The 18,687-nt window shown below is 44.7% G+C and carries 18 protein-coding genes; 10 read left to right on the forward strand and 8 right to left on the reverse strand.

Translation table 11 applies throughout. The features are described 5' to 3' along the window. The first annotated feature begins 36 nt into the window (after positions 1 to 36). Positions 37 to 885, forward strand: a complete 849-nt coding sequence (locus KDK67_RS01335; RefSeq protein WP_250867044.1) for a class I SAM-dependent methyltransferase — start codon at positions 37 to 39, stop codon at positions 883 to 885. A 7-nt stretch (positions 886 to 892) separates the two neighbouring features. On the opposite strand, the gene KDK67_RS01340 is transcribed toward KDK67_RS01335, so the two are convergent. Continuing rightward, a complete protein-coding gene (locus KDK67_RS01340; protein WP_250867045.1) occupies positions 893 to 2,260 on the reverse strand; it encodes an MATE family efflux transporter in 1,368 nt (455 codons plus the stop codon). Between the two features lie 180 nt (positions 2,261 to 2,440). Here KDK67_RS01340 and KDK67_RS01345 point away from each other — a divergent pair, with 180 nt between their 5' ends. Beyond that, complete coding sequence (locus KDK67_RS01345; protein WP_250867046.1) at positions 2,441 to 3,364, forward strand: UbiA family prenyltransferase; 924 nt, start codon at positions 2,441 to 2,443, stop codon at positions 3,362 to 3,364. Between the two features lie 16 nt (positions 3,365 to 3,380). Here KDK67_RS01345 and KDK67_RS01350 read toward each other — a convergent pair whose 3' ends face one another. From KDK67_RS01350 to KDK67_RS01365, 4 genes are all read right to left on the reverse strand, one after another. Further along, positions 3,381 to 4,166, reverse strand: a complete 786-nt coding sequence (locus KDK67_RS01350) for a helix-turn-helix transcriptional regulator (RefSeq protein WP_250867047.1) — start codon at positions 4,164 to 4,166, stop codon at positions 3,381 to 3,383. A gap of 294 nt (positions 4,167 to 4,460) precedes the next feature. Next, on the reverse strand, positions 4,461 to 6,077 hold the full coding sequence (gene purH, locus KDK67_RS01355) for a bifunctional phosphoribosylaminoimidazolecarboxamide formyltransferase/IMP cyclohydrolase (protein WP_250867048.1): 1,617 nt from the start codon (positions 6,075 to 6,077) through the stop codon (positions 4,461 to 4,463). A gap of 75 nt (positions 6,078 to 6,152) precedes the next feature. After that, the gene (locus tag KDK67_RS01360) at positions 6,153 to 8,054 is read right to left on the reverse strand and encodes a phosphoadenosine phosphosulfate reductase domain-containing protein (RefSeq protein WP_250867049.1); all 1,902 of its coding nucleotides are present in this window, start codon (positions 8,052 to 8,054) and stop codon (positions 6,153 to 6,155) included. A 52-nt stretch (positions 8,055 to 8,106) separates the two neighbouring features. Beyond that, positions 8,107 to 8,925 carry a CRISPR-associated protein Cas4 gene (locus tag KDK67_RS01365; RefSeq protein ID WP_250867050.1) on the reverse strand — a complete coding sequence of 273 codons (819 nt, stop codon included), beginning with the start codon at positions 8,923 to 8,925 and terminating at the stop codon, positions 8,107 to 8,109. Between the two features lie 122 nt (positions 8,926 to 9,047). Here KDK67_RS01365 and KDK67_RS01370 point away from each other — a divergent pair, with 122 nt between their 5' ends. From KDK67_RS01370 to cyaB, 5 genes are read left to right on the forward strand one after another with little or no spacing between them, the layout of a single operon-like run. Further along, positions 9,048 to 9,788, forward strand: a complete 741-nt coding sequence (locus tag KDK67_RS01370) for a helix-turn-helix domain-containing protein (protein ID WP_250867051.1) — start codon at positions 9,048 to 9,050, stop codon at positions 9,786 to 9,788. Positions 9,789 to 9,844: 56 nt separating this feature from the next. Then, positions 9,845 to 10,894: a hydroxymethylglutaryl-CoA synthase gene (locus KDK67_RS01375; RefSeq protein WP_250867052.1), complete on the forward strand. Its 1,050-nt coding sequence runs from the start codon at positions 9,845 to 9,847 to the stop codon at positions 10,892 to 10,894. Between the two features lie 10 nt (positions 10,895 to 10,904). Beyond that, positions 10,905 to 12,077: an acetyl-CoA acetyltransferase gene (locus KDK67_RS01380; RefSeq protein WP_250867053.1), complete on the forward strand. Its 1,173-nt coding sequence runs from the start codon at positions 10,905 to 10,907 to the stop codon at positions 12,075 to 12,077. A 6-nt stretch (positions 12,078 to 12,083) separates the two neighbouring features. After that, positions 12,084 to 12,485 (forward strand): Zn-ribbon domain-containing OB-fold protein, encoded by a 402-nt coding sequence (locus KDK67_RS01385; RefSeq protein WP_250867054.1) that lies wholly within the window; start codon positions 12,084 to 12,086, stop codon positions 12,483 to 12,485. Next, positions 12,472 to 12,987 carry a class IV adenylate cyclase gene (gene cyaB, locus KDK67_RS01390; RefSeq protein ID WP_250867055.1) on the forward strand — a complete coding sequence of 172 codons (516 nt, stop codon included), beginning with the start codon at positions 12,472 to 12,474 and terminating at the stop codon, positions 12,985 to 12,987. The genes KDK67_RS01385 and cyaB overlap by 14 nt, the downstream gene beginning before the upstream one ends. Positions 12,988 to 13,023: 36 nt before the next feature. On the opposite strand, the gene metG is transcribed toward cyaB, so the two are convergent. Further along, positions 13,024 to 15,078 carry a methionine--tRNA ligase gene (gene metG / locus KDK67_RS01395; RefSeq protein ID WP_250867056.1) on the reverse strand — a complete coding sequence of 685 codons (2,055 nt, stop codon included), beginning with the start codon at positions 15,076 to 15,078 and terminating at the stop codon, positions 13,024 to 13,026. A gap of 132 nt (positions 15,079 to 15,210) precedes the next feature. On the opposite strand from metG, the gene sppA reads away from it, so the two are divergent. The 3 genes from sppA to KDK67_RS01410 are packed head-to-tail and all read left to right on the forward strand — an operon-like array spanning position 15,211 to position 17,226. Further along, entirely contained in the window at positions 15,211 to 16,443 is a 1,233-nt protein-coding gene (gene sppA / locus KDK67_RS01400; protein ID WP_250867057.1) for a signal peptide peptidase SppA, read from the forward strand. A gap of 26 nt (positions 16,444 to 16,469) precedes the next feature. Continuing rightward, positions 16,470 to 17,003 carry a hypothetical protein gene (locus tag KDK67_RS01405; RefSeq protein ID WP_250867058.1) on the forward strand — a complete coding sequence of 178 codons (534 nt, stop codon included), beginning with the start codon at positions 16,470 to 16,472 and terminating at the stop codon, positions 17,001 to 17,003. Further along, positions 16,984 to 17,226 carry a hypothetical protein gene (locus KDK67_RS01410; RefSeq protein WP_250867059.1) on the forward strand — a complete coding sequence of 81 codons (243 nt, stop codon included), beginning with the start codon at positions 16,984 to 16,986 and terminating at the stop codon, positions 17,224 to 17,226. Before KDK67_RS01405 ends, KDK67_RS01410 begins: the two co-directional genes overlap by 20 nt. A gap of 14 nt (positions 17,227 to 17,240) precedes the next feature. Here KDK67_RS01410 and KDK67_RS01415 read toward each other — a convergent pair whose 3' ends face one another. Together KDK67_RS01415 and KDK67_RS01420 are read right to left on the reverse strand one after the other, a co-directional pair. Further along, on the reverse strand, positions 17,241 to 18,167 hold the full coding sequence (locus KDK67_RS01415) for a ribose 1,5-bisphosphate isomerase (RefSeq protein WP_250867060.1): 927 nt from the start codon (positions 18,165 to 18,167) through the stop codon (positions 17,241 to 17,243). Positions 18,168 to 18,207: 40 nt separating this feature from the next. Further along, a complete protein-coding gene (locus KDK67_RS01420; protein WP_250867061.1) occupies positions 18,208 to 18,573 on the reverse strand; it encodes a hypothetical protein in 366 nt (121 codons plus the stop codon). Between the last annotated feature and the right edge of the window lie 114 nt (positions 18,574 to 18,687).

The following is an 18,687-nucleotide window of genomic DNA, read 5'->3' on the forward strand; positions in this document are numbered from 1 at the left end:
GAACATTTATGCAATATGAGTTCAATTCAATTTCTTATGAAACTGAATAAAATTGACTGGAACGATGTCTGGAAAGAACAGATGAGGATTTATAATGAGGTGGAGGGAACTCTGGAAAAAGTTGATATCTGGGAAAGTAAGGAAAATGCCAGAAGATACTGGGAAATGTCACAGAACAAGGGTGCTGACCGCATTGAACAGACTTTGAGTGAGCTCGATCTTAAAGCTGATTCGCGCGTTCTTGATATTGGTTCCGGGCCAGGTGCTCTTGCAATCCCGATCTCAAAACGTGTTCGGGAAGTGGTTGCAGTTGAACCCTCGGACGGGATGATGTCAGTATTGCAGGAAAATCTCGAGGAGCTGGGGATCAGCAATGTCAAGTGCATTCACAAAGGCTGGGAAGATCTCGATATTGATGAACTTGGTGGAAAGTTCGATGTCATCATTGCTTCTTATTCGCTGAATGTGCCCGATATAAGGCAAACGTTCGAACAGATACAGGCGGTTTCCAGTGGTTCTGTTTATGTTTACTGGTTTGCAGGGGAAACATCCTGGGATGATCAATACCGTGCCATATGGCCTGCTCTGCATAATGAGGAGTATCACAGTTCCCCGAAATGCAATATCATGTACAATGTCCTTTATAATATGGGTATATTCCCCAATATGGAGGTATTCCCCATGCAGAGAAGTATGACCTTTTCTTCCATGGACGAAGCGGTCAAACACTATGTTCCGCATTATAGGGCATACACTGATGCACAGGTCTCAATACTCAGGGAATATCTGAAAGAGATCCTGCCTGTCAATGAAGATGGTTCTATACTGCACTTTGGGGATACCACGCGGGTCAGGATGTGGTGGGACAACGCTTCTGATGATTGAAAAAGGTTCAGGAAAGATCCGGATGTATATCCTTTTTGAAAAGACTGTATTCCTTTGCCAGCATGACGAAGGTCACCAGAAAAGACAGTCCGTCAGATAATGGGAACGCCATCCATACTCCCTGAAGTTCAAAGAAACGAGGAAGTATAAGGACAAGCGGTATCAGGAAAAGCACCTGTCTGCTGATCGACAGGAAAAATGCTGGTTTCGCTTTTCCCAATGTCTGATATATGGATGCTCCTACTATCTGGAATCCGACCAGGGGTAGTGCAAGTGCCATTATCCTCATTGCTGCTTTTCCTGCCTCTATCAACTGTTGGTCAGTGGTGAATATGCTGAACAACTGGTTTGGGAATATGAAGAGCAGTAAGAACCCTGCAATTGATACCACTGTAGTTATTTTCATGGCCAATGCTGTAGAACTGATGACCCTTTCGTAGTTCTTTGCACCATAATTGAACCCCACTATAGGTTGTAAACCCTGCACAATGCCTATCATTGGCATGAAAGTGAACATGAACAATCTATTAACGACACCAAATACTGCTATCGGGATATCTCCTCCGTAAACAGCAAGCACATTGTTTATCACTATCACCATAAGGCTGCCCGATGCACTTCTTGCAAATGAGGACGTTCCGATGGTGACCATCTCTTTCAGTATCTCGGGGTGGGGTACGAAATACCTTATGTGGAAATGAAAACTGCTCATTCCCTTTGTGAAATAATATAGAATGTAGAGGGCACTTACCACCTGTGAAATAACGGTTGCAATAGCTGCACCTTTTATGCCCATATTCAGTCCAAAGATGAATATGGGGTCAAGGATTATGTTAAGCCCTGCTGATATTACCATTGTAAACATGGCCACTCTTGCATTTCCTTCCGCACGAACAATGTTATTTAGTGTCATGGAAAATGCAAAGAATATCGTGCCGTAGAGGATTATCTTTGTATAATCGTATGCAAAAGGCATGATCGTTTCTGTGGCACCGAACATTCTCAGCAGGGGTTCAATGTAAATGACACCTAATATCGTCATAACGATGCTAAGTGCAAGTATGGCAGTTATGGCGTTTCCGAGTGCGATATCTGCACGTTCGTGTATCCTTGCACCTAAGCTTCTGGAGATAATGGACGCACTTCCTATGCCTATTGTGAGTGCTATTCCCATGATTATCATCTGGATCGGGAATGCAATGGTTATCCCTGCAATACCCTGTACACTTTCCGCTCCAAGTGCCCGTCCTACGAAAATAGTATCTACAAGACTATAGAGGGCCTGGACTATCATTCCAACGGTCGCAGGCAGTGAAAGCTTAAAAAGGACCTTTTTAATGCTATCTTCTGAAAGCATTCTGGATCTCTCGTTCATAGGTATTTCCTCAGAAGTCTGTGGGATGAAATGAAAACACCTTATAAATCAGTTCCGTATTTATCTCTTTTAGTGTGACTTTTAGGATTATGACTTAACCAGTCGGCACTACTAAAGTAGTTCAATGGTATAATAGTATACCAAATTACTAATATCAGGAAGTTGTGCAATTTTATATCCATGGGTGAAAAAACATCTTTCTCATTAGATAATGTCAGATTTCCGAAAAACAACCAAAATTCATACCATTTCCCGGACATTTCAAGTCTGTGGCCAACGCTACACCTTTTGAACAGTTCTACACTGGTGTCGATTTCCGGCGCTTTAAGGATATACCTTGCTTTCCTTTTGCTGCAGTTGCAATTCAATATCCTTTCCTGTATAGGTGGCGGCCTGGTGGTATATTCTGTCTATACTCTCGATCGTGCACTTGATTCTGAGGAAGATGCGGTGAACAGGTCTGAGCTTACTGGGGCAAGAAGGGATATTGCACTTTTTGCATCAGTGCTGACATTCCTTATTGGTGCTTATTTCCTGTTCCTTGACGGTTTATTGCTTCTTGCTTTTTTGCCCCTGGTGACCGGTTTCCTTTACAGTAAAGGGATCAAGGTCGGAACACATCATCTCAAGCTCAAAGGCGGTCTCGGTGTGAAAAATCTGGTTGTCGGCATAACATGGGGTGCATTCATTGCCGGTATTGCAGGTTGGTATGCAGAAAGCATATTGCCGGTGTTTGCTGTATTCCTTTATTTTGGGTGCAAACTTTTCGTAAACTCTTCAGTGTATGATTTCAAAGATCTCAAAGGCGATGCACTGGCAGGAATAAAAACACTTCCTGTAAGTCTTGGCGAACAAAAGACACGTGACATCCTTCTGGGTATCCACTTATTCTCTCATTCACTTCTGTCAATTCTGATAATGTCAGGTCTTATTGCCTATGAGCCGATGGTGCTGGTCTACAGCTTCATTGCTGGTATCGTCTGTATCGATCGCTTTGCAGCACCGGTTGAAAAAGAGTCAAAGAACAGGTTGTACAAACGACTGTTCGTTGTGGATGGCGAATCGAGTATGGTAGTAGGTCTAAGAGCAATTATGGGAGTTTGATTGTATGGAAGGGATGTTAAAGGGATTTGATCTCCTTTGCTTTCTCTTTATAATGCTCAAATAGTTCTTTTCCCCATTTGACGGCAGCTTTGTCGTGTCCTATTAAATCGTTTTGTGGGTCATATGTTCCGTTCTTGAAGAACAATGACATGGAAAAGAACTGGTCGGTTACAACGAATGCGACCTTTGCTTCATCGATCAGGTAGAGCTTTGTATTATCAGAGTTCAGATACGTCTCTAGTGAATCTCTGTATTCGTTCTTCACCTTTTCAAAAACATTTTTTGTCAAAACGAGCTTTGTAGGAACATCATTTTTGGCGAGACTGACAAAGAATTCCGGATATCTTGGGATAAAGATGGTGGAAACCCCATATATCTCGCTTGAGTTATTGATGTCATCAAGAAAATTCTTATGGGAATCATATATGTTTTCCAGACCTTCCTGGTGGACAGAACATTCACCAAGGTCACCGATCCTATCAAGAAGCTTTTGTGGTATTCCATCAAGTAAGTGTTCTTTCCAGAAATCTTCGTTCCTTTCGATGGCATCAAGGGTTTTTATCAGTGGTTTTAGATACTTGGATGCCACTCTTCCGATTGGTGTAATGTAGTACTTTTTTTCATCTTTACATATAAGGTTTGAAGCTTCCATCTCTTTTATTCGGGGTGATATCTCTGGCGAGCTCACCTTGAAATAATCCTTTATTTGTGATAATGTACGAGGTTCTTCTTCTATGAAGAAAAGAAGGTCTTTTCTTTTTTCTGAAAATGTGAGAACGCTTAGCAATCCACTTGATTTCATTTCCCTTAGCTCCATAGTGTTGGGTGTACCGATTGCATATATAATTGGTGGGACACTTTTTAAATATTTACTTTCACATACTTGTATTTTTTAAAACCCTGTCTTCCTTTTTTTCTAAGTTTTGATAAAAATACAACTTATAGGTCCGTATTAATGGCTCCTACTCCCATACTCGCCAAATATACAAATCCAATTAATATTAAATTTATTATAAATATATACTGATATGTGTTGTGGCAGAATAAGTCCTAAAAAAGAAGCGAATGTGTGCAAAAGCACACATCCGGGATCTGATTAGTGTAGGAAGTGTCTCATTCCAGTGAACACCATTGAGATGTTCAGACGATTTGCAGTAGCTATGACCTCATCGTCCCTTATGGAACCGCCTGGTGAAATTATGTATCTTATCTTGCTTTCATCAGAATAGATTATACTGTCATCGAATGGGAAGAACGCATCAGATGCCATGACCGACTCTGAAAGTATTGATTGCCAGTATTCTTCAAAGCTCATATCCGGCTTTTCCCTTTCATAGATGATCTCAAGGTTCTCTTTTGCTTTTGTTGCTGCAAGTTTGCGTATGGAATCAACACGGTTTGGCTGTCCTGCTCCCATTGCTATCATAACGTAGCATCCGTCCTTGTATTCGTATGCAAGTGTCACGGAATTGGATTTTGTGCTCTTGCAGGCGCAAATACAGAATTCGGACAGTCCGCGTTTCTCTTCAGGGTATGCAGTTTCAGTAACACAGTCCCACTTCTCGTAAAGCCCGATGTTCCTTGTCTGTTTCAGCATTCCGCCGATCACATATTTGTATGTGGTCTCGGTATCAAATGCATCATTGAACTGTGGCAATTCAAGAAGGCGAAGATTTGAGCTCTTATCTTTCAGATATTCAAGGGCATCATGCTCGAATCCTGGTGCGAGTATGATCTCCACGAACTTACCCTTGAGGAACTCTGCGGATTCAAGGTCGAAAACGGTATTGGTGCAAATTATACTGCCAAATGCGGATATGGGGTCGCCGTCCCACGCATGCTGCAAAGCTTCGCAAAGAGTGTTACCGGTTGCCAGTCCGCATGGGTTGTTGTGTTTAACAATGGCAACTGCGGGGTTTTTGTTGCCTACCTCTTTGATGGTCTGGAGTGCATTGTCCGCATCTACATAGTTGTTGTACGAAAGTTCCTTTCCATGCAATTGTTTTGCATTTGAGAGTGCAGGACCAATGATCGCCTCATCTTTATAGAATGTAGCTTCCTGATGCCAGTTCTCTCCATATCTGAGCTTTGTACCCTCAGTGAAGTTCATACGCAGGACATCTTCATCGAGGAGGGTCTTGCTCAGGTACGTATCAATATTGCTGTCATAATTTGCAGTGTGCCTGAATACTTTGACCGCAAGTTTCTCGCGGGTGGTGTCAGAGACCACGCCGGCAGACCTCAATTCCTTGAGGACTTCTCCATAGTCTTCAGGGTCTGATATTACTGTTACAGACTTGTAGTTCTTAGCGGCAGAACGAAGTAAGGTTGGTCCTCCGATATCGATGTTCTCGATAGCTTCGTCAAGGTTCACACCCTCTTTCGAGACTGTTATCTCGAAGGGGTAAAGATTGACAGCTACCATGTCGATAAGCTCGATGGATTCCTTCTCAGCTTCTCCCATGTGTTCAAGATTTCCTCTCATACACAGCAATCCGCCGTGTATTCTTGGGTGGAGTGTTTTTACACGTCCTCCCATCATTTCAGGGAAACCGGTAACTTCTGAGACGTCGATCGTCTCAATACCCGCATCGCGAAGCATCTTCGCAGTTCCGCCAGTCGATATAATCTCTATGTTCAGTTGCTCTAGTCCCCGTGCGAAATCCACGATTCCAGTTTTGTCAGAGACGCTTAGCAGTGCCCTTTTTACCAAAAAATCACCAAGTTAGATTGTTATATATGTTGTATAAATGTTCTGGTTGGCCATTATGACCGTCAATTCCAAAGTTCACCCAAATTTCACAACCGGGCAAATTGTAACACAAGCACCACAATGAGTGCATTTACTGCTTATGATCGCCTTTCCGTCTTCTATATTGATACAGTCTTTAGGACACTTTCCTACGCAGACCCCACACCCCATACATTTCAAAGACCGTCTTACAGCTCTTTCGATCTGGGTCATGAACTCTCTTGCGTCTGTTTCGTTATTGCCTCTTGCAGTTACTGTCCCTGATGCGAATATCTGTGCACGGTCATCTTCGTGATGCACAGAAGCAACACCCTCGATATAGGCAACTTTACCTGCTGCACGGAGCAATCCGGTGGTTTCCAGAAGTTCCATGTCCAGTGCAATACCAAAACTGCCTTCAGCTGACATTCCACCTTCGCGGCATGGTCTGTATCCTGAGGTTACACTGAATTTCAGCTCACCTTTAACATCACTCTTTGGTATGATATTGATTCCCTTTTCCTCTGCTACTTTTGCAATAGCGGGTGGGAGGGTCTGCCATCTCCATAGTCCGTGCTCTACCCACTCTTTCGACAGTCCCATCTTCTCCGCATATTCAAGCAGATGGTCATTAAGTCGTTTTTCCAGCTCAGGATGTGTTTCTTTCAGCCTGTACAGGTCTGACAATGAGGACGATGGGCATAACCAGCATCCTATACGGTCGAATCCCCTCTCGTACATTACATTATAGGGTACACCGGTCTTGAAGATATAGAGCCAGACATGCATTGCTGTCCAGTCCTGTATGGGTGACGCTCCGATCTGGTTGCCTACCCACGGGTTCTTCCAGATCCGTTCACTGTTTGCCCTTGCAGCGGATTCGTACTTTCTCTGCCCGATAAAAGTGAGACAACCGTTCTCATAATTGTCATTGATTATCTGTGCGATAGGTCCAAGTTTACAGACCTTGCAACACCAGCGTGCTTCCACTGAAGGAGGTCCGAAGTTCCCGACAGATTCCCAGAACGCTTCTCCTGCATTCTTTGTTCGAAGCGGGCGCTGATAATGATCCACTATGTCCTTCACATTCTCTATGGTTTCAGGGAATTCAAGCCCGGTGTCAGCGAAAAGGAGTTCGTAATCATCAAGGCACTCACTGACAAGCTGTAATACTGCAAGGCTGTCCTTTCCTCCTGAATAGGACACGCTAACCGGCCGTTTCACAGTTTCATTGACCTGTTTGATGAATTGGTGTGCTTTATCCTCGAAGAGCTCAAGTATTTCGGAATTCGCTTTGACCGCATCATCCCATGTCTGTCCGCCTTCAGGCACATCTATCTTTTCGGGTTTGCCTTTCCATCTGTTCTTGACACCAACACCCTTTTTCTGCTCGATCATATCCGCACCGGTCATGCGTGCTCTTCCGACTGCAACGATCTCGCCTTCGGGTGTAAGTACAACGGTCTCGTCCGAGACCTGTATCTGTGGGTCGGCATCTACGATTCCCGGGGCCAGTACGCTTGCCCCTTTCAAGATAAAACTGACCGCACCGCTATCAAGCACTACCCAACCTTTCATCTCTTTCAGGTCCTTGCTTTCAAAAAGGCGTCTTGCACCGGCCAGTCTTGGCAGGAGTACCCACTTCAGGCTGTCCATTTCAAAACGGAAACTTGCAAGGACTTCACCATCAACGATCACTTCTTCCATTCTGTCATCGTAGGGTGCTTTGTTGAGTACCGCTAAGTGCCCTTCAGGTATCAGGGGTGCATTGAACTGTTCCAATGAAACTGTGTTTATATTGTCTATATCATACTGAAATGCTGGTCTGATGTCGCCAGGCGGTGTAACACCCACTTTCGTAGTTGCCTTGCCACAACTGCATTTTTTCCCGAGTACGGGGACATTACAGTCTTTACACCAGTGCAGAAGCAGTTTTCCCAGATATACAGGTTTTGACATTGTAGATGGACACTGGAAGAATACATAAATAGGTGTTGGGTGCTCGGATATCTTAGAAGAATTTAGAGGCAAGAGTGGACTTGGTTGTGCATAAATGTGTGAAATTACAATGTTCGCAGATCTTCCCTTCTTTACGTTCAGGTAGGTTTCCGTCTTTTATTCTGTCGACACGGTCGCGTATCTTAAGCACCTGTCTTCTATCCTCAGGTCTGACCTTCACTTTTCGTATCTTTCCTTCCTTTGCATATTCCACAAAACCGAACTCTACTATTTTCCCGCCGTTTTCCTCTACCAGCATTGAAAGAGCTGCAATATGTATCCTATCGTTTCCCCAAACTCCGTTTTCCGGGCATCTTCCGGTTCTGATGGAAAGGGGTACCATCCTTTCTCCATATTGTACTATGGCAGAAGGAATACCTGTCAGTTTCAATCTGTCAGAATGAAGTACAGGTTCCGTTCGATGAGGCATTATACTTTGTATGATGTCAACTTCGTTGCTCTTGAAGACCGCATCGGAAAGGTTTGTTGCAATATTATCAAGCAGTTCAAATACGTTCTTTTCAGCAGTCTCTATCACATTAAAAGGGACATTTTTTAGCTCAGTGGAGTAGATGAAGTCAAGTTCGCTCTTTACACGTTCGAATTGCGCACTAAGTTCTTCCAAAATGCTTTCTTTTGTGGGCTTTGCTTTTTTGATAACATCTGCATAACCCATGGCTAGCTCCTTTAACATCATATGTTCAATATATCCTGAACTGATGGTTGGCATAAGCTCCTGCTCTCTGTATGTATAATATACTTGTCTGGGACATTTTAAGTACAGAAGAAGTTCCGATACATTAGCATGCAATTTCAGATCTGCCAGGGACATGGTTTATAACAGATTATCGGCATTTTATAAATAGTTGAACCATATAATAGGTTTTATTCGACAATTGTCGAAAGAGCGTTCGGTACATATATATGTGTGACACTCATACAGTTTATTGAAGCATGACCAAAGATATGGCCAATGAAAATATTCGTCAGCGTCTAGCTGAAAAAATGGCAGGCGAGATCACTTTATCCGAGAAACCCGGTGAGGCGCTGAAAAAATGGAGACTTAACTTCGACATTGCCCAGACTGATCTTTCGGGCTATCTAAAAGTATCTCCTTCTGTCATCAGTGATTATGAAAGTGGACGGCGAAAGTCTCCAGGAACTCTCATTGTCAGCAAGATAGTCGATGCTCTTTTGGAGATCGATACTTCAAAGGGCGGACAGAAAATACACAGCTACGAAGGCATGCTTTATGCCAATCCGGGAGCTAAGGCGGTGTATGCGACCTATGAATATACATATCCTATGCAGCTCGCCAAACTTGCAACCCTGATCGAAGCGGATGTTGTGAACAAGGGTGTGGAAAAACCTCTTTACGGTTTTACGGTTGTGGATAGTAAGAAGGCCATCCTTGAGCTTTCTTCCCATGAGTTCCAGAAACTCTATGGGTGGAGTACCGAACGTGCATTGATATTCACCAAGGTATCCACAGGAAAATCACCACTGGTGGCTATTCGCGTGACCAATCTGAAACCGGGAGCGGTTGTCATCCATGGGATTCGTGGCAACCAGGTCGATCCGATGGCAAAGAAGATGGCAGAGATCGACAGGATACCACTTCTCGCAACAACGATGGACATTGATGAACTGGTCGAAGTGCTGAAAAAGTACAGCCAGTATCATGTGATCGAATAATGATCGCTTTGTGATCGATTTTGAAAAACTTGAACATATAAACAGGTGAATGATTAATGAGTGTAGGAATTGTTTCTTACGGTGCTTATATCCCCAAATTCAGGATAAAAGTAGAAGATATTGCCCGCGTATGGGGAGATGATGCGGATATTCTCAGTGCAGGTCTGATGGTATATGAAAAATCAGTTCCTGACCTTGATGAGGATACTGCGACCATTGCAGTGGAAGCTGCAAGGTCTGCGGTTTCACGCCATAATATAGATGCTAAGCGTATAGGGGCTGTTTATACGGGTTCTGAAAGTCATCCGTATGCTGTAAAACCCACCAGTACGATCGTTGCTGAAGCTATTGAAGCAACTCCTGTATTGACCGCTGCAGATTTCGAGTTTGCATGTAAGGCAGGTACTGCTGCTATGCAGGCATGTATGGGATTGGTTGGCAGCAAAATGGTTGATCTTGGAATGGCCATTGGTGCCGATGTATCCCAAGGTGCTCCGGGGGATGCACTGGAATATACTGCAGCTGCAGGTGGGGTGTCCTATATCATCGGTAACAAGGAATCTGAGATGATCGCAGTTATCGAAGACACATTCTCATTTACTACCGACACTCCTGATTTCTGGAGACGTGAAGGTATGCCATATCCGGAACACGGCGGCAGGTTCACAGGCGAGCCCGGTTATTTCAAGCATGTGACCGGTGCTGCAAAGGGTCTGATGGAAAAGATGGGTACAAAACCTTCTGATTATGACTATGCTGTTTTCCACCAGCCAAATGGAAAGTTCCCTTCAAGAGTGGCAAAGATGCTGGGATTCACTAAAGAACAGATCAAGCCCGGTCTGGTTGTTCCAAGACTTGGTAATACATATTCCGGTTCATGCATGATGGGTATTGCCGCAACACTCGACCAGGCAAAACCAGGTGACAGGATATTTGCAACGGCATTCGGTTCCGGTGCAGGCGGAGATGCGTTCAGTTTCAGAGTGACCGATAAGATAGATGAGGTCCGTGATGCTGCGCCAAAGGTTGAAGATCTTTTGAAAGATCCTGTCTATATGGATTATGCAATGTATGCCAAACACAAAGGTAAGATAAGGCTTGCATGAGGGTGTTGATATGAGAGACGTAGCAATTATTGGTGTTAAGAACACAAATTTCGGTGAGATGTGGGATAGATCCTTCAGGGACATCGTTGTCGAAGCAGGTGTCGGAGCTATTGAGGATTCCGGTATATCCGGTGAGAAACTGGACGGCATGTACGTTGGTAACATGAGCGGAGGGCAGTTTGTAGAACAGGAGCATATTGGGGCTCTTATAGCTGATTATTCCGGTCTTTCCTTAGACCTTCACATTCCATCCACACGTGTCGAGGCAGCATGTGCTTCAGGCGGTCTTGCGTTCAGGCAGGCTGTAATGGCAGTAGCTTCCGGTCACGAGGACCTTGTGATGGCAGCGGGTGTGGAGAAGATGACCGATGTTTCATCAACGGCAGCTTCAGCAGCACTGGCGGCAGCAGCAGACCGCGAATGGGAAGGCATCATGGGTGCGACATTCCCCGGTCTTTATGCAATGATAGCAAAGATGCACATGCATCAGTATGGTACCACAAGCGAACAGCTCGCGGCAGTTGCTGTGAAGAACCACAAGAATGGATCAATGAACCCGATAGCACAGTACAAGAATCTTATCACTGTAGATAATGTACTTAACTCCATTATGGTAGCTGACCCATTGCACATATTCGATTGTTCACCTATCACAGATGGTGCATCAGCGTTGGTACTTGCTCCTGCGGATATTGCACACGAGTACACTGACACTCCCATCTATGTGAAAGCGACAGCACAGGCAAGCGATACAATTGCTTTGCATGACCGCCGTGATATCGCAACACTGGATGCATCCGTAGCAGCAGGAAAGCGTGCTTATGAGATGGCGAAGATGACCCCTGCGGACATTGATCTTGTGGAAGTTCACGACTGTTTCACAATTGCAGAGATTTGTGCCATCGAGGATCTTGGCTTTGTAAAGAAAGGTCTGGGTGGTAAGATGACCGAAGATGGTGAGACTGCTATTGGCGGAAAGATCCCTGTGAACACCTCAGGTGGTCTGAAAGCATGTGGTCATCCGGTCGGTGCTACTGGTATCAAACAGCTCGTAGAGGTCACTCAGCAACTTCGTGGAGATTCAGGTCCTCGTCAGGTCGATGGCGCAGAGGTCGGAATGACCCATAATGTCGGAGGGTCCGGCGCGACAGCAGTTGTAAACATCTTAGCGAGGAAGAGGTGATTAAGAATGTCTGTAGCAAGATTTTGGAGAAAGCAGATCAACCGGTATAATATTGTGGGAACACACTGCAAGACCTGTGATACGCACTACTATCCGCCACGCAACGTTTGCCCGAAATGCAGGCGTGATGGCGATATCGAGTCCTACAAGTTCGCTGGTCCGGGCGAGGTCGTGACTTATACTATAATCCACACCGCAGCGGAAGGATTTGAAATGCAGGCACCGTATGCGCTTGCCATTATCGAACTGGATGAAGGTCCAAGGTTCACCAGTCAGGTGGTTTGTGATCCAGTGGAAGTTTCCATTGGTCTGAGGGTCAAGCCTGTGTTCAGAAAGCTCGGCGAGAGCGGTGACAAAGGTATGATCTATTACGGAACGAAGTACGTGCCGGATAATGATCGAAATTGAAGTAAAAGTGCGTGCCGAACACGCTCCTGTAAAGGACAGGGTCATAAAGCTCGGTGCGCAAAAAGTTCGTACGGAAGATCACGTTGATGTGTACTACAATTCACCTCATCGTGATTTTGCCAAAACGGACGAAGCATTGAGGTTGCGTAGTGTCGATGGTGGCACACGAATGACCTATAAGGGTAAGAAACTCGATGAGGTTTCCAAGACGCGGGAGGAATTTGAGACTCCTGTGGATGGTGTGGCCGCCCGGGGCATCCTCAATGCACTTGGTTTTTTTAAGTCAGGTGTCGTGAAAAAGACGCGTGATATCTACAAATACGACGACATAACTATCTGTTTTGATAATGTCGAAGGTCTCGGCGAGTTCGTGGAAGTTGAACTTGTTGCGGATTCGGATGTCCAAGGCCATAGGGAAAAGCTCTTCGGCTTCCTTGAGATGATCGGGTCAAAAAAAGAAGATTCCATCAGGACATCTTACCTTGAGATGCTGATGGATTGAGTTCATTTTGTTAAGGGGGAAGTCCCCCTCATTTTTTCAGTGTATGCAGGTTCCTGGATTTGTTTCCTTTTCCGGCTGTAAAAGGATGGCGTTATCAGCAGCATCCACTCCTGCGAGTACCATTCCGTTGGATTCGACACCACAAAGTTTTGCAGGTGCAAGGTTTGTGAGGACAGCGACCTGTTTTCCTATAAGCTGTTCAGGCTCATGTGATTCTTTTAAGCCTGCAACTATCTGGCGTGTTTCCTCTTCCCCAAGGTCCACCTGAAGTTTTAGTAATTTCTTTGATTTTTTGATAGCTTCAGCGGATACGATGGTTCCAATGCGTATATCCATTTTTGAGAAATCGTCGAATGTGATCAAATCTTTCATCTCCTCTATTTCTTTTACTTCTTCTACTTCTTCTGTGCCACTTTCCTTTGCAATTGCTTCCTTTACCCTTGCAGCAGATATGGTTTCCATCTCTTCGGTCTTCTCATCTTCTATCTTCTCAAAGAGTATGGATGGTTTTTCAAGTGTGGTTCCACTCTTTACGAGTTCAGTGGCTTCCATATAATTTGTTTCATGGACGTCTGTTTCCATGCCTATCTGTTTCCATGCCTCTTCCATCTTTTCCGGAAGTATGGGTTCAAAGAGCAGACAGAGTGCTTTTGTGATCTGGGCGCAGTTCTTGACAACTTCTCCACATGCTTCCTTGTTCTCTTTTATGAGCTTCCATGGTTCATTCGACTGGAAATATGTGTTTCCATATGAAGCAAGTGCCATTACAGTGTCCGCATATTTCTTGAACTCGTAGTTCTCCATGGCCTCTTTTGCATTTTCAATGGTTGTGTTGATCTCGTCAAGGATGTCCTGCTTTACCTCTCCTTCCGGTATCTCTCCGAAGTTCTTATGTGTGAACAGCAATGTCCTGTACAGGAAGTTTCCGAAAACACCTACGAGTTCGGTGTTGACCTTATCCTGGAACACTTTCCATGAGAAATTGAGCTCCTTTGTATGTGAGGTATAACTTGCAAGATAGTAGCGTAGCAGGTCCTGGTGGAATCCGTGGTCAAGGTAATCCTCGTCCACCCAGACAACATATCCGCGGCTCTTGGAGAATGTCCTGTCCTCGATCTTTACCATTCCTGAAGCGACGACCGCATCCGGCTGATTGTATCCGGCACCTTTGAGCATTGCAGGCCAGAATATGCAGTGGTGGTAGATGATATCCCCTCCTATGAAGTGGATTATACTTCCGTCATCTTTCCAGAACTTCTCCCAGCTCTCATTATTTGCTTCTGCCCATTCTTCTGTGAATGCGATGTATCCGATAGGTGCATCCACCCAAACGTATACCACAAGGTCCTCATGTCCCGGGAACTTGATTCCCCAATCGAGACTCCTTGTGATGCACCAGTCTGTAAGTTCCTGATTTACCCAGCCGAGGGCATAATTTCTTGCATTGAGGGTTCCGCCAAGCCCTTCAAGATGTTCCAAAAGGAAATCCTTGAACTGTGAAAGCTTGAAGAAGAAATGCTCTTGTTGTTTATATTCAGCAGGTCCGTTGCATGTGGTACAGGTGGGATGTTCAAGTTCTCCCGGTTCAAGATGTTTTCCACACCCCTGGTCGCATTCGTCTCCTCTTGCTTCTTTTTTGCAGTGAGGGCATGTTCCCTTTACGTACCTGTCCGGAAGGGAACGGTCGCAGGAAGGGCAGTATGCTATCTCGATGGTCTTTGGGTAAACATAACCGTTCTCTATGAGTTTGCTTACTATTTCGGTTGTACGGTTATGGTTGGTGGGGTCATCTGTGGTGCCGAATGCATCGAACATAACTCCCATTTTCTTGAAGGTCTCATCGAAGTGTTTGTGATATACCTTTATGATCTCGGTAGGCGTCGTTTTAAGTTCCTCTGCATTGAACACTATGGGAGTTCCGTGTGTATCGGAACCACAAACGAATGTGACTTCCTGTCCTGTCTTTTTTAAGGACCTTGTGAATATGTCTGCGGGAACATATGTGCGTAAATGACCTACATGCGCCTTTCCATTGGCATAAGGCAGTCCGCATGTGACAAGAACTGGTTTCTCTGATGGGAATTTGGACATTATTGGTCTCCATGATCATTAGTTTTCTTTTGCATAGTGTGCAATCATAAAATATATTTCGCTTATATGTGTCCATAAGAGAAGCTTTTTGAATGGTCAGGTACAATTTACAATATATATTAGGGGTGTTAGATGACCTATAACACAGATCCAGAAAATGAGAATGAGGATAACGATGAGCTTATGGAAGAGCTCCTTGAAGAATCCGTATTGGGAGCTCCCGATCTTGGTGCATTGGAATATTCGCCGGAGCCTGAATATACGGAGGTACTGGACAATGTTCATGAGCAAGGGGGCTCAGTGGATAATGTTGTTGTGGATACTTCCGAACCCTCGGATGCTGGTACTGTGAAGAAGGTCCCTTACGTTGATATGGGGGATAAAAGGGTTCCATATGGAAATGAACCGATTTCATCCAGGGAACCGCCCCAGTACGCAACTCCTGAAAAGAAGGACCGCAAATGGCAATATATTGCGGTCATCTCAGTACTGATGTTAATTATAGGCGGCAGTTTCGCAGTTATCTATCTGTCATTCGGCGGGGACCTCTATACTACCGATGAGCGGGTCGCAGTTATCTATGTGCAGGGTTTCATGCTGACAGGAAACCTCCCCTCTGGCTTTGGTTATGCTACTTCTGAAGATGTCTGTAACAGTCTGCGTAAAGCAACCGAGGACGATAGTGTAAAAGCCATTGTACTTAGAGTAAATAGCGGTGGTGGATCTCCTGTGGCCGCAGAAGAGATAGTCACTGAGATCAAGAGAGTACAGGATATGGGTATCCCTGTGGTCATCTCCATGGGTGACGTGGCGGCGAGTGCTGCATATTATATCTCTGCACCTGCGGATCTCATTGTTGCAAATCCTTCCACGACCACTGGAAGTATCGGTGTCATCAGTGTCTACACAAATAGGTCTGCGTACTACGATGACGAAGGTATTGAGTTCTATGTCTCCAAATCGGGTTCATTCAAGGACGTGGGTGGCGATTGGAGGGGACTTACTCCTGAGGAGAAAGAATATGTGGATAATGTTGTGCTTGACGTCTATGACCTGTTCATTACCAGTGTTGCGGAAAACCGTAATATGACAAAGGGTGAAGTGAAAGATATTGCAGATGGTCGTATCTACATTGGTAAGGAAGCACAGAAGCTCGGGCTTGTGGACGAGCTTGGTAATTTCTATGATGCTATTGATGCAGCGGCTGAACTTGGTGGTATGGAAGGCGAACCTTCGGTGTATTACATTAACAAACCATCTCTTTCAAGTATCCTGTTCGGTTCAGAAGAAACGATGTCTCCTCAGAATGCAGAGCGTCTGGCAAGCTATTATACTGAAAGTCCGGTGGGATATTTGATCGAATGATGTAAGTTCATCTCTGGGGGATATGGATGTTGGAAGGTGCTCAGTTCGGAACGTTCCTTTTTGGTGCGTTTGGTGCTCTATTGCTGGTTTATATATCCAAGGATGTGGCCATTCCTGAATTCCGTCCTCTTTATGATATTTCTGATATGCAAAGAGAAGCTCGCAGACATCGCAAGCATATAGAGAAAACCGAGTCGGACCTAGATTCTTTGCAGGATCGTTTGAAGGCTGCTTCGATATCCGATGATGCACAGGTCCTATCTCGTGTGTTGGAAAGTTATCTGACGGAAGTGGAAGCTGAAAGGGCCCGTTTGCATGTTCTGGAAAAAGAGATAAAGAATGGTCAGCTTCTCTCTCGCGGGCTAGGATTCTTCTTTTATATCGTTCTGGGTGGCGTATTTGGAACCCTTCTTTCCGGTCAGGTGGATATTATGTTCATTTCTGAGGGCGTGTCCAATTTTCTAGAGTCATTTGTTATTGGTGCCACCTGGACAAGTTATCTTTCTTCTATAGGTATCCGTTCTACTCAAAAGAGAGTAGGTGGACAAGCTAAGGGATGAGTTCTCACGTGATATGGAACGATATAGGAAAGACCTTAAGGAACAGATATTTGAGACCGCGAACAGGGTGAATGCTGATGTGGATAAGGAAAAAGAAGGCTCGAGCTATGAGCTCCTTTGGTCTGCAGTTTCAGAAAAGCTTGATGATACCGGGCTTAAGTTTGTTGATGAACTGGATGAAACAAAACGTGTTATTGATAATGATGTAAAAGGTCTCCTTTGAGACCTTTGACCCTTTCAGCCCATTTTTGTAAATTCCCATCCGAGGTGCTCTTTGATGATGGTGTAGGCCATCTGTGGCGGGAATGCACCTACCTCTGTTATTATCATGTCAATATACTCTGCAGGGGTTATGTCGAATGCAGGATTTTTGACCTTCACATTTGGCATTCCTGCAAGAACCTCGGTGTCGATGACCTCTTCCGGTGACCTTTCCTCAATATCGATAAGATCTCCATGAATGGTCTTCGGGCTGAACTTGAAAGTCTCTGCCGCGCATAAGAGGTTCTTCCTTGCTTCATTTGCGGCAAGTGCAAGCTGGGATGTACCCACTTTGTTCACAAGTGCGCCGTTGATGGTTATTGCATCCGCACCTACTATTACGGTGTCAACATCCTTCATACAATATCTTACTGCGGAATCCACGATCAGCGTGGTTGGGATGCCATGATCGTTAAGTTCCTTTATGGTAATGAGTCCCTGCCTTCTTGGTCTTGATTCGGTGGCAATGACTGATATGTCTTTACCCTGTTCAAAAGCGGTTGTTATGACCGAAAGGGCAGCATGGGAATTGCAGTGTGTCATTATGACATCGCCGTCGCGTATCCTCTTTGCACCGATCTCCCCCATCTTCTCAAGGGCCTGGCCTGCCTGTTCCAGGAACTTGTCAGCGTTACGGAGGATCTCTTCCCTTGCTTCCGAGACTTCTGTTGCAGTGTGGCGCTTTGTAAGCTGGACTGCATTCGGGAGGGATACTGCTGTGGGTCTGGTCTGGATAAGTATACTGGCAGCTTCATCGACTTTTTTATTAAAGTCCTTGATGTTCGTCACCTTTATGTTGAGCACATAATCACGAAGTGCTGCAGATGCTGCTTCAGCTATCCTTCCGGCTCCCCTTATTTCCATCGTTCGGATATTTTCCGCGGTATCAAGTAATTGCTGCATATCAATATATTTGAAGTGAATGCATTTATATGTATTCGCTTTATGCAACTTCCGATGCTTGTATACGTTTTCCGATGTAGTAGGGGATTCCCAGTAACAATGCATAGTATATCCATACCGAGAGATATGAATAGTAGTCCTTGTCGTATATCGTCAGGTACATCGCAAGGTCAAGTGCCAGATTCGTCATAAGAAATGTGATGCCAAGCAATTTTGCTTCTTCAGCTTTGTCTTTTGTATCCTTGAGATATGCCTTTGTGAAATATATTGCAAGAATGGGCAGAACAACGAATAACAGTAAAGTTATCGCAGGCATTTTTGAGATGTATTCTATTGACGGGATCGCTGAAAGCGCAGGTGTACTGAATACTATACACCCCCAGATAAAACCGATTATCCAGATCATTAATGACTATCTAGTTGCGGAAAGTGGCCTATATGGAATATTAATCAACTACGTACCTCCGCCCTCTAATCAGTAATCTCATATTTAAATGTTAGCTTCCATCCCACTTATTTA

It is taken from the genome of Methanococcoides seepicolus, from assembly GCF_023684405.1.
GTDB classification, from domain to species: domain Archaea; phylum Halobacteriota; class Methanosarcinia; order Methanosarcinales; family Methanosarcinaceae; genus Methanococcoides; species Methanococcoides seepicolus.

Bases quoted from the DNA above. Each gene is read 5' to 3' on its own strand.
- KDK67_RS01335 (WP_250867044.1), top strand. From the start codon at position 37: ATGAAACTGAATAAAATTGACTGGAACGATGTCTGGAAAGAACAGATG.
- KDK67_RS01340 (WP_250867045.1), bottom strand. From the start codon at position 2,260: ATGAACGAGAGATCCAGAATGCTTTCAGAAGATAGCATTAAAAAGGTC.
- KDK67_RS01345 (WP_250867046.1), top strand. From the start codon at position 2,441: ATGGGTGAAAAAACATCTTTCTCATTAGATAATGTCAGATTTCCGAAA.
- KDK67_RS01350 (WP_250867047.1), bottom strand. From the start codon at position 4,166: ATGAAATCAAGTGGATTGCTAAGCGTTCTCACATTTTCAGAAAAAAGA.
- KDK67_RS01360 (WP_250867049.1), bottom strand. From the start codon at position 8,054: ATGTCAAAACCTGTATATCTGGGAAAACTGCTTCTGCACTGGTGTAAA.
- KDK67_RS01365 (WP_250867050.1), bottom strand. From the start codon at position 8,925: ATGTCCCTGGCAGATCTGAAATTGCATGCTAATGTATCGGAACTTCTT.
- KDK67_RS01370 (WP_250867051.1), top strand. From the start codon at position 9,048: ATGACCAAAGATATGGCCAATGAAAATATTCGTCAGCGTCTAGCTGAA.
- KDK67_RS01375 (WP_250867052.1), top strand. From the start codon at position 9,845: ATGAGTGTAGGAATTGTTTCTTACGGTGCTTATATCCCCAAATTCAGG.
- KDK67_RS01380 (WP_250867053.1), top strand. From the start codon at position 10,905: ATGAGAGACGTAGCAATTATTGGTGTTAAGAACACAAATTTCGGTGAG.
- KDK67_RS01385 (WP_250867054.1), top strand. From the start codon at position 12,084: ATGTCTGTAGCAAGATTTTGGAGAAAGCAGATCAACCGGTATAATATT.
- cyaB (WP_250867055.1), top strand. From the start codon at position 12,472: ATGATCGAAATTGAAGTAAAAGTGCGTGCCGAACACGCTCCTGTAAAG.
- metG (WP_250867056.1), bottom strand. From the start codon at position 15,078: ATGTCCAAATTCCCATCAGAGAAACCAGTTCTTGTCACATGCGGACTG.
- sppA (WP_250867057.1), top strand. From the start codon at position 15,211: ATGACCTATAACACAGATCCAGAAAATGAGAATGAGGATAACGATGAG.
- KDK67_RS01405 (WP_250867058.1), top strand. From the start codon at position 16,470: ATGTTGGAAGGTGCTCAGTTCGGAACGTTCCTTTTTGGTGCGTTTGGT.
- KDK67_RS01415 (WP_250867060.1), bottom strand. From the start codon at position 18,167: ATGCAGCAATTACTTGATACCGCGGAAAATATCCGAACGATGGAAATA.
- KDK67_RS01420 (WP_250867061.1), bottom strand. From the start codon at position 18,573: ATGATCTGGATAATCGGTTTTATCTGGGGGTGTATAGTATTCAGTACA.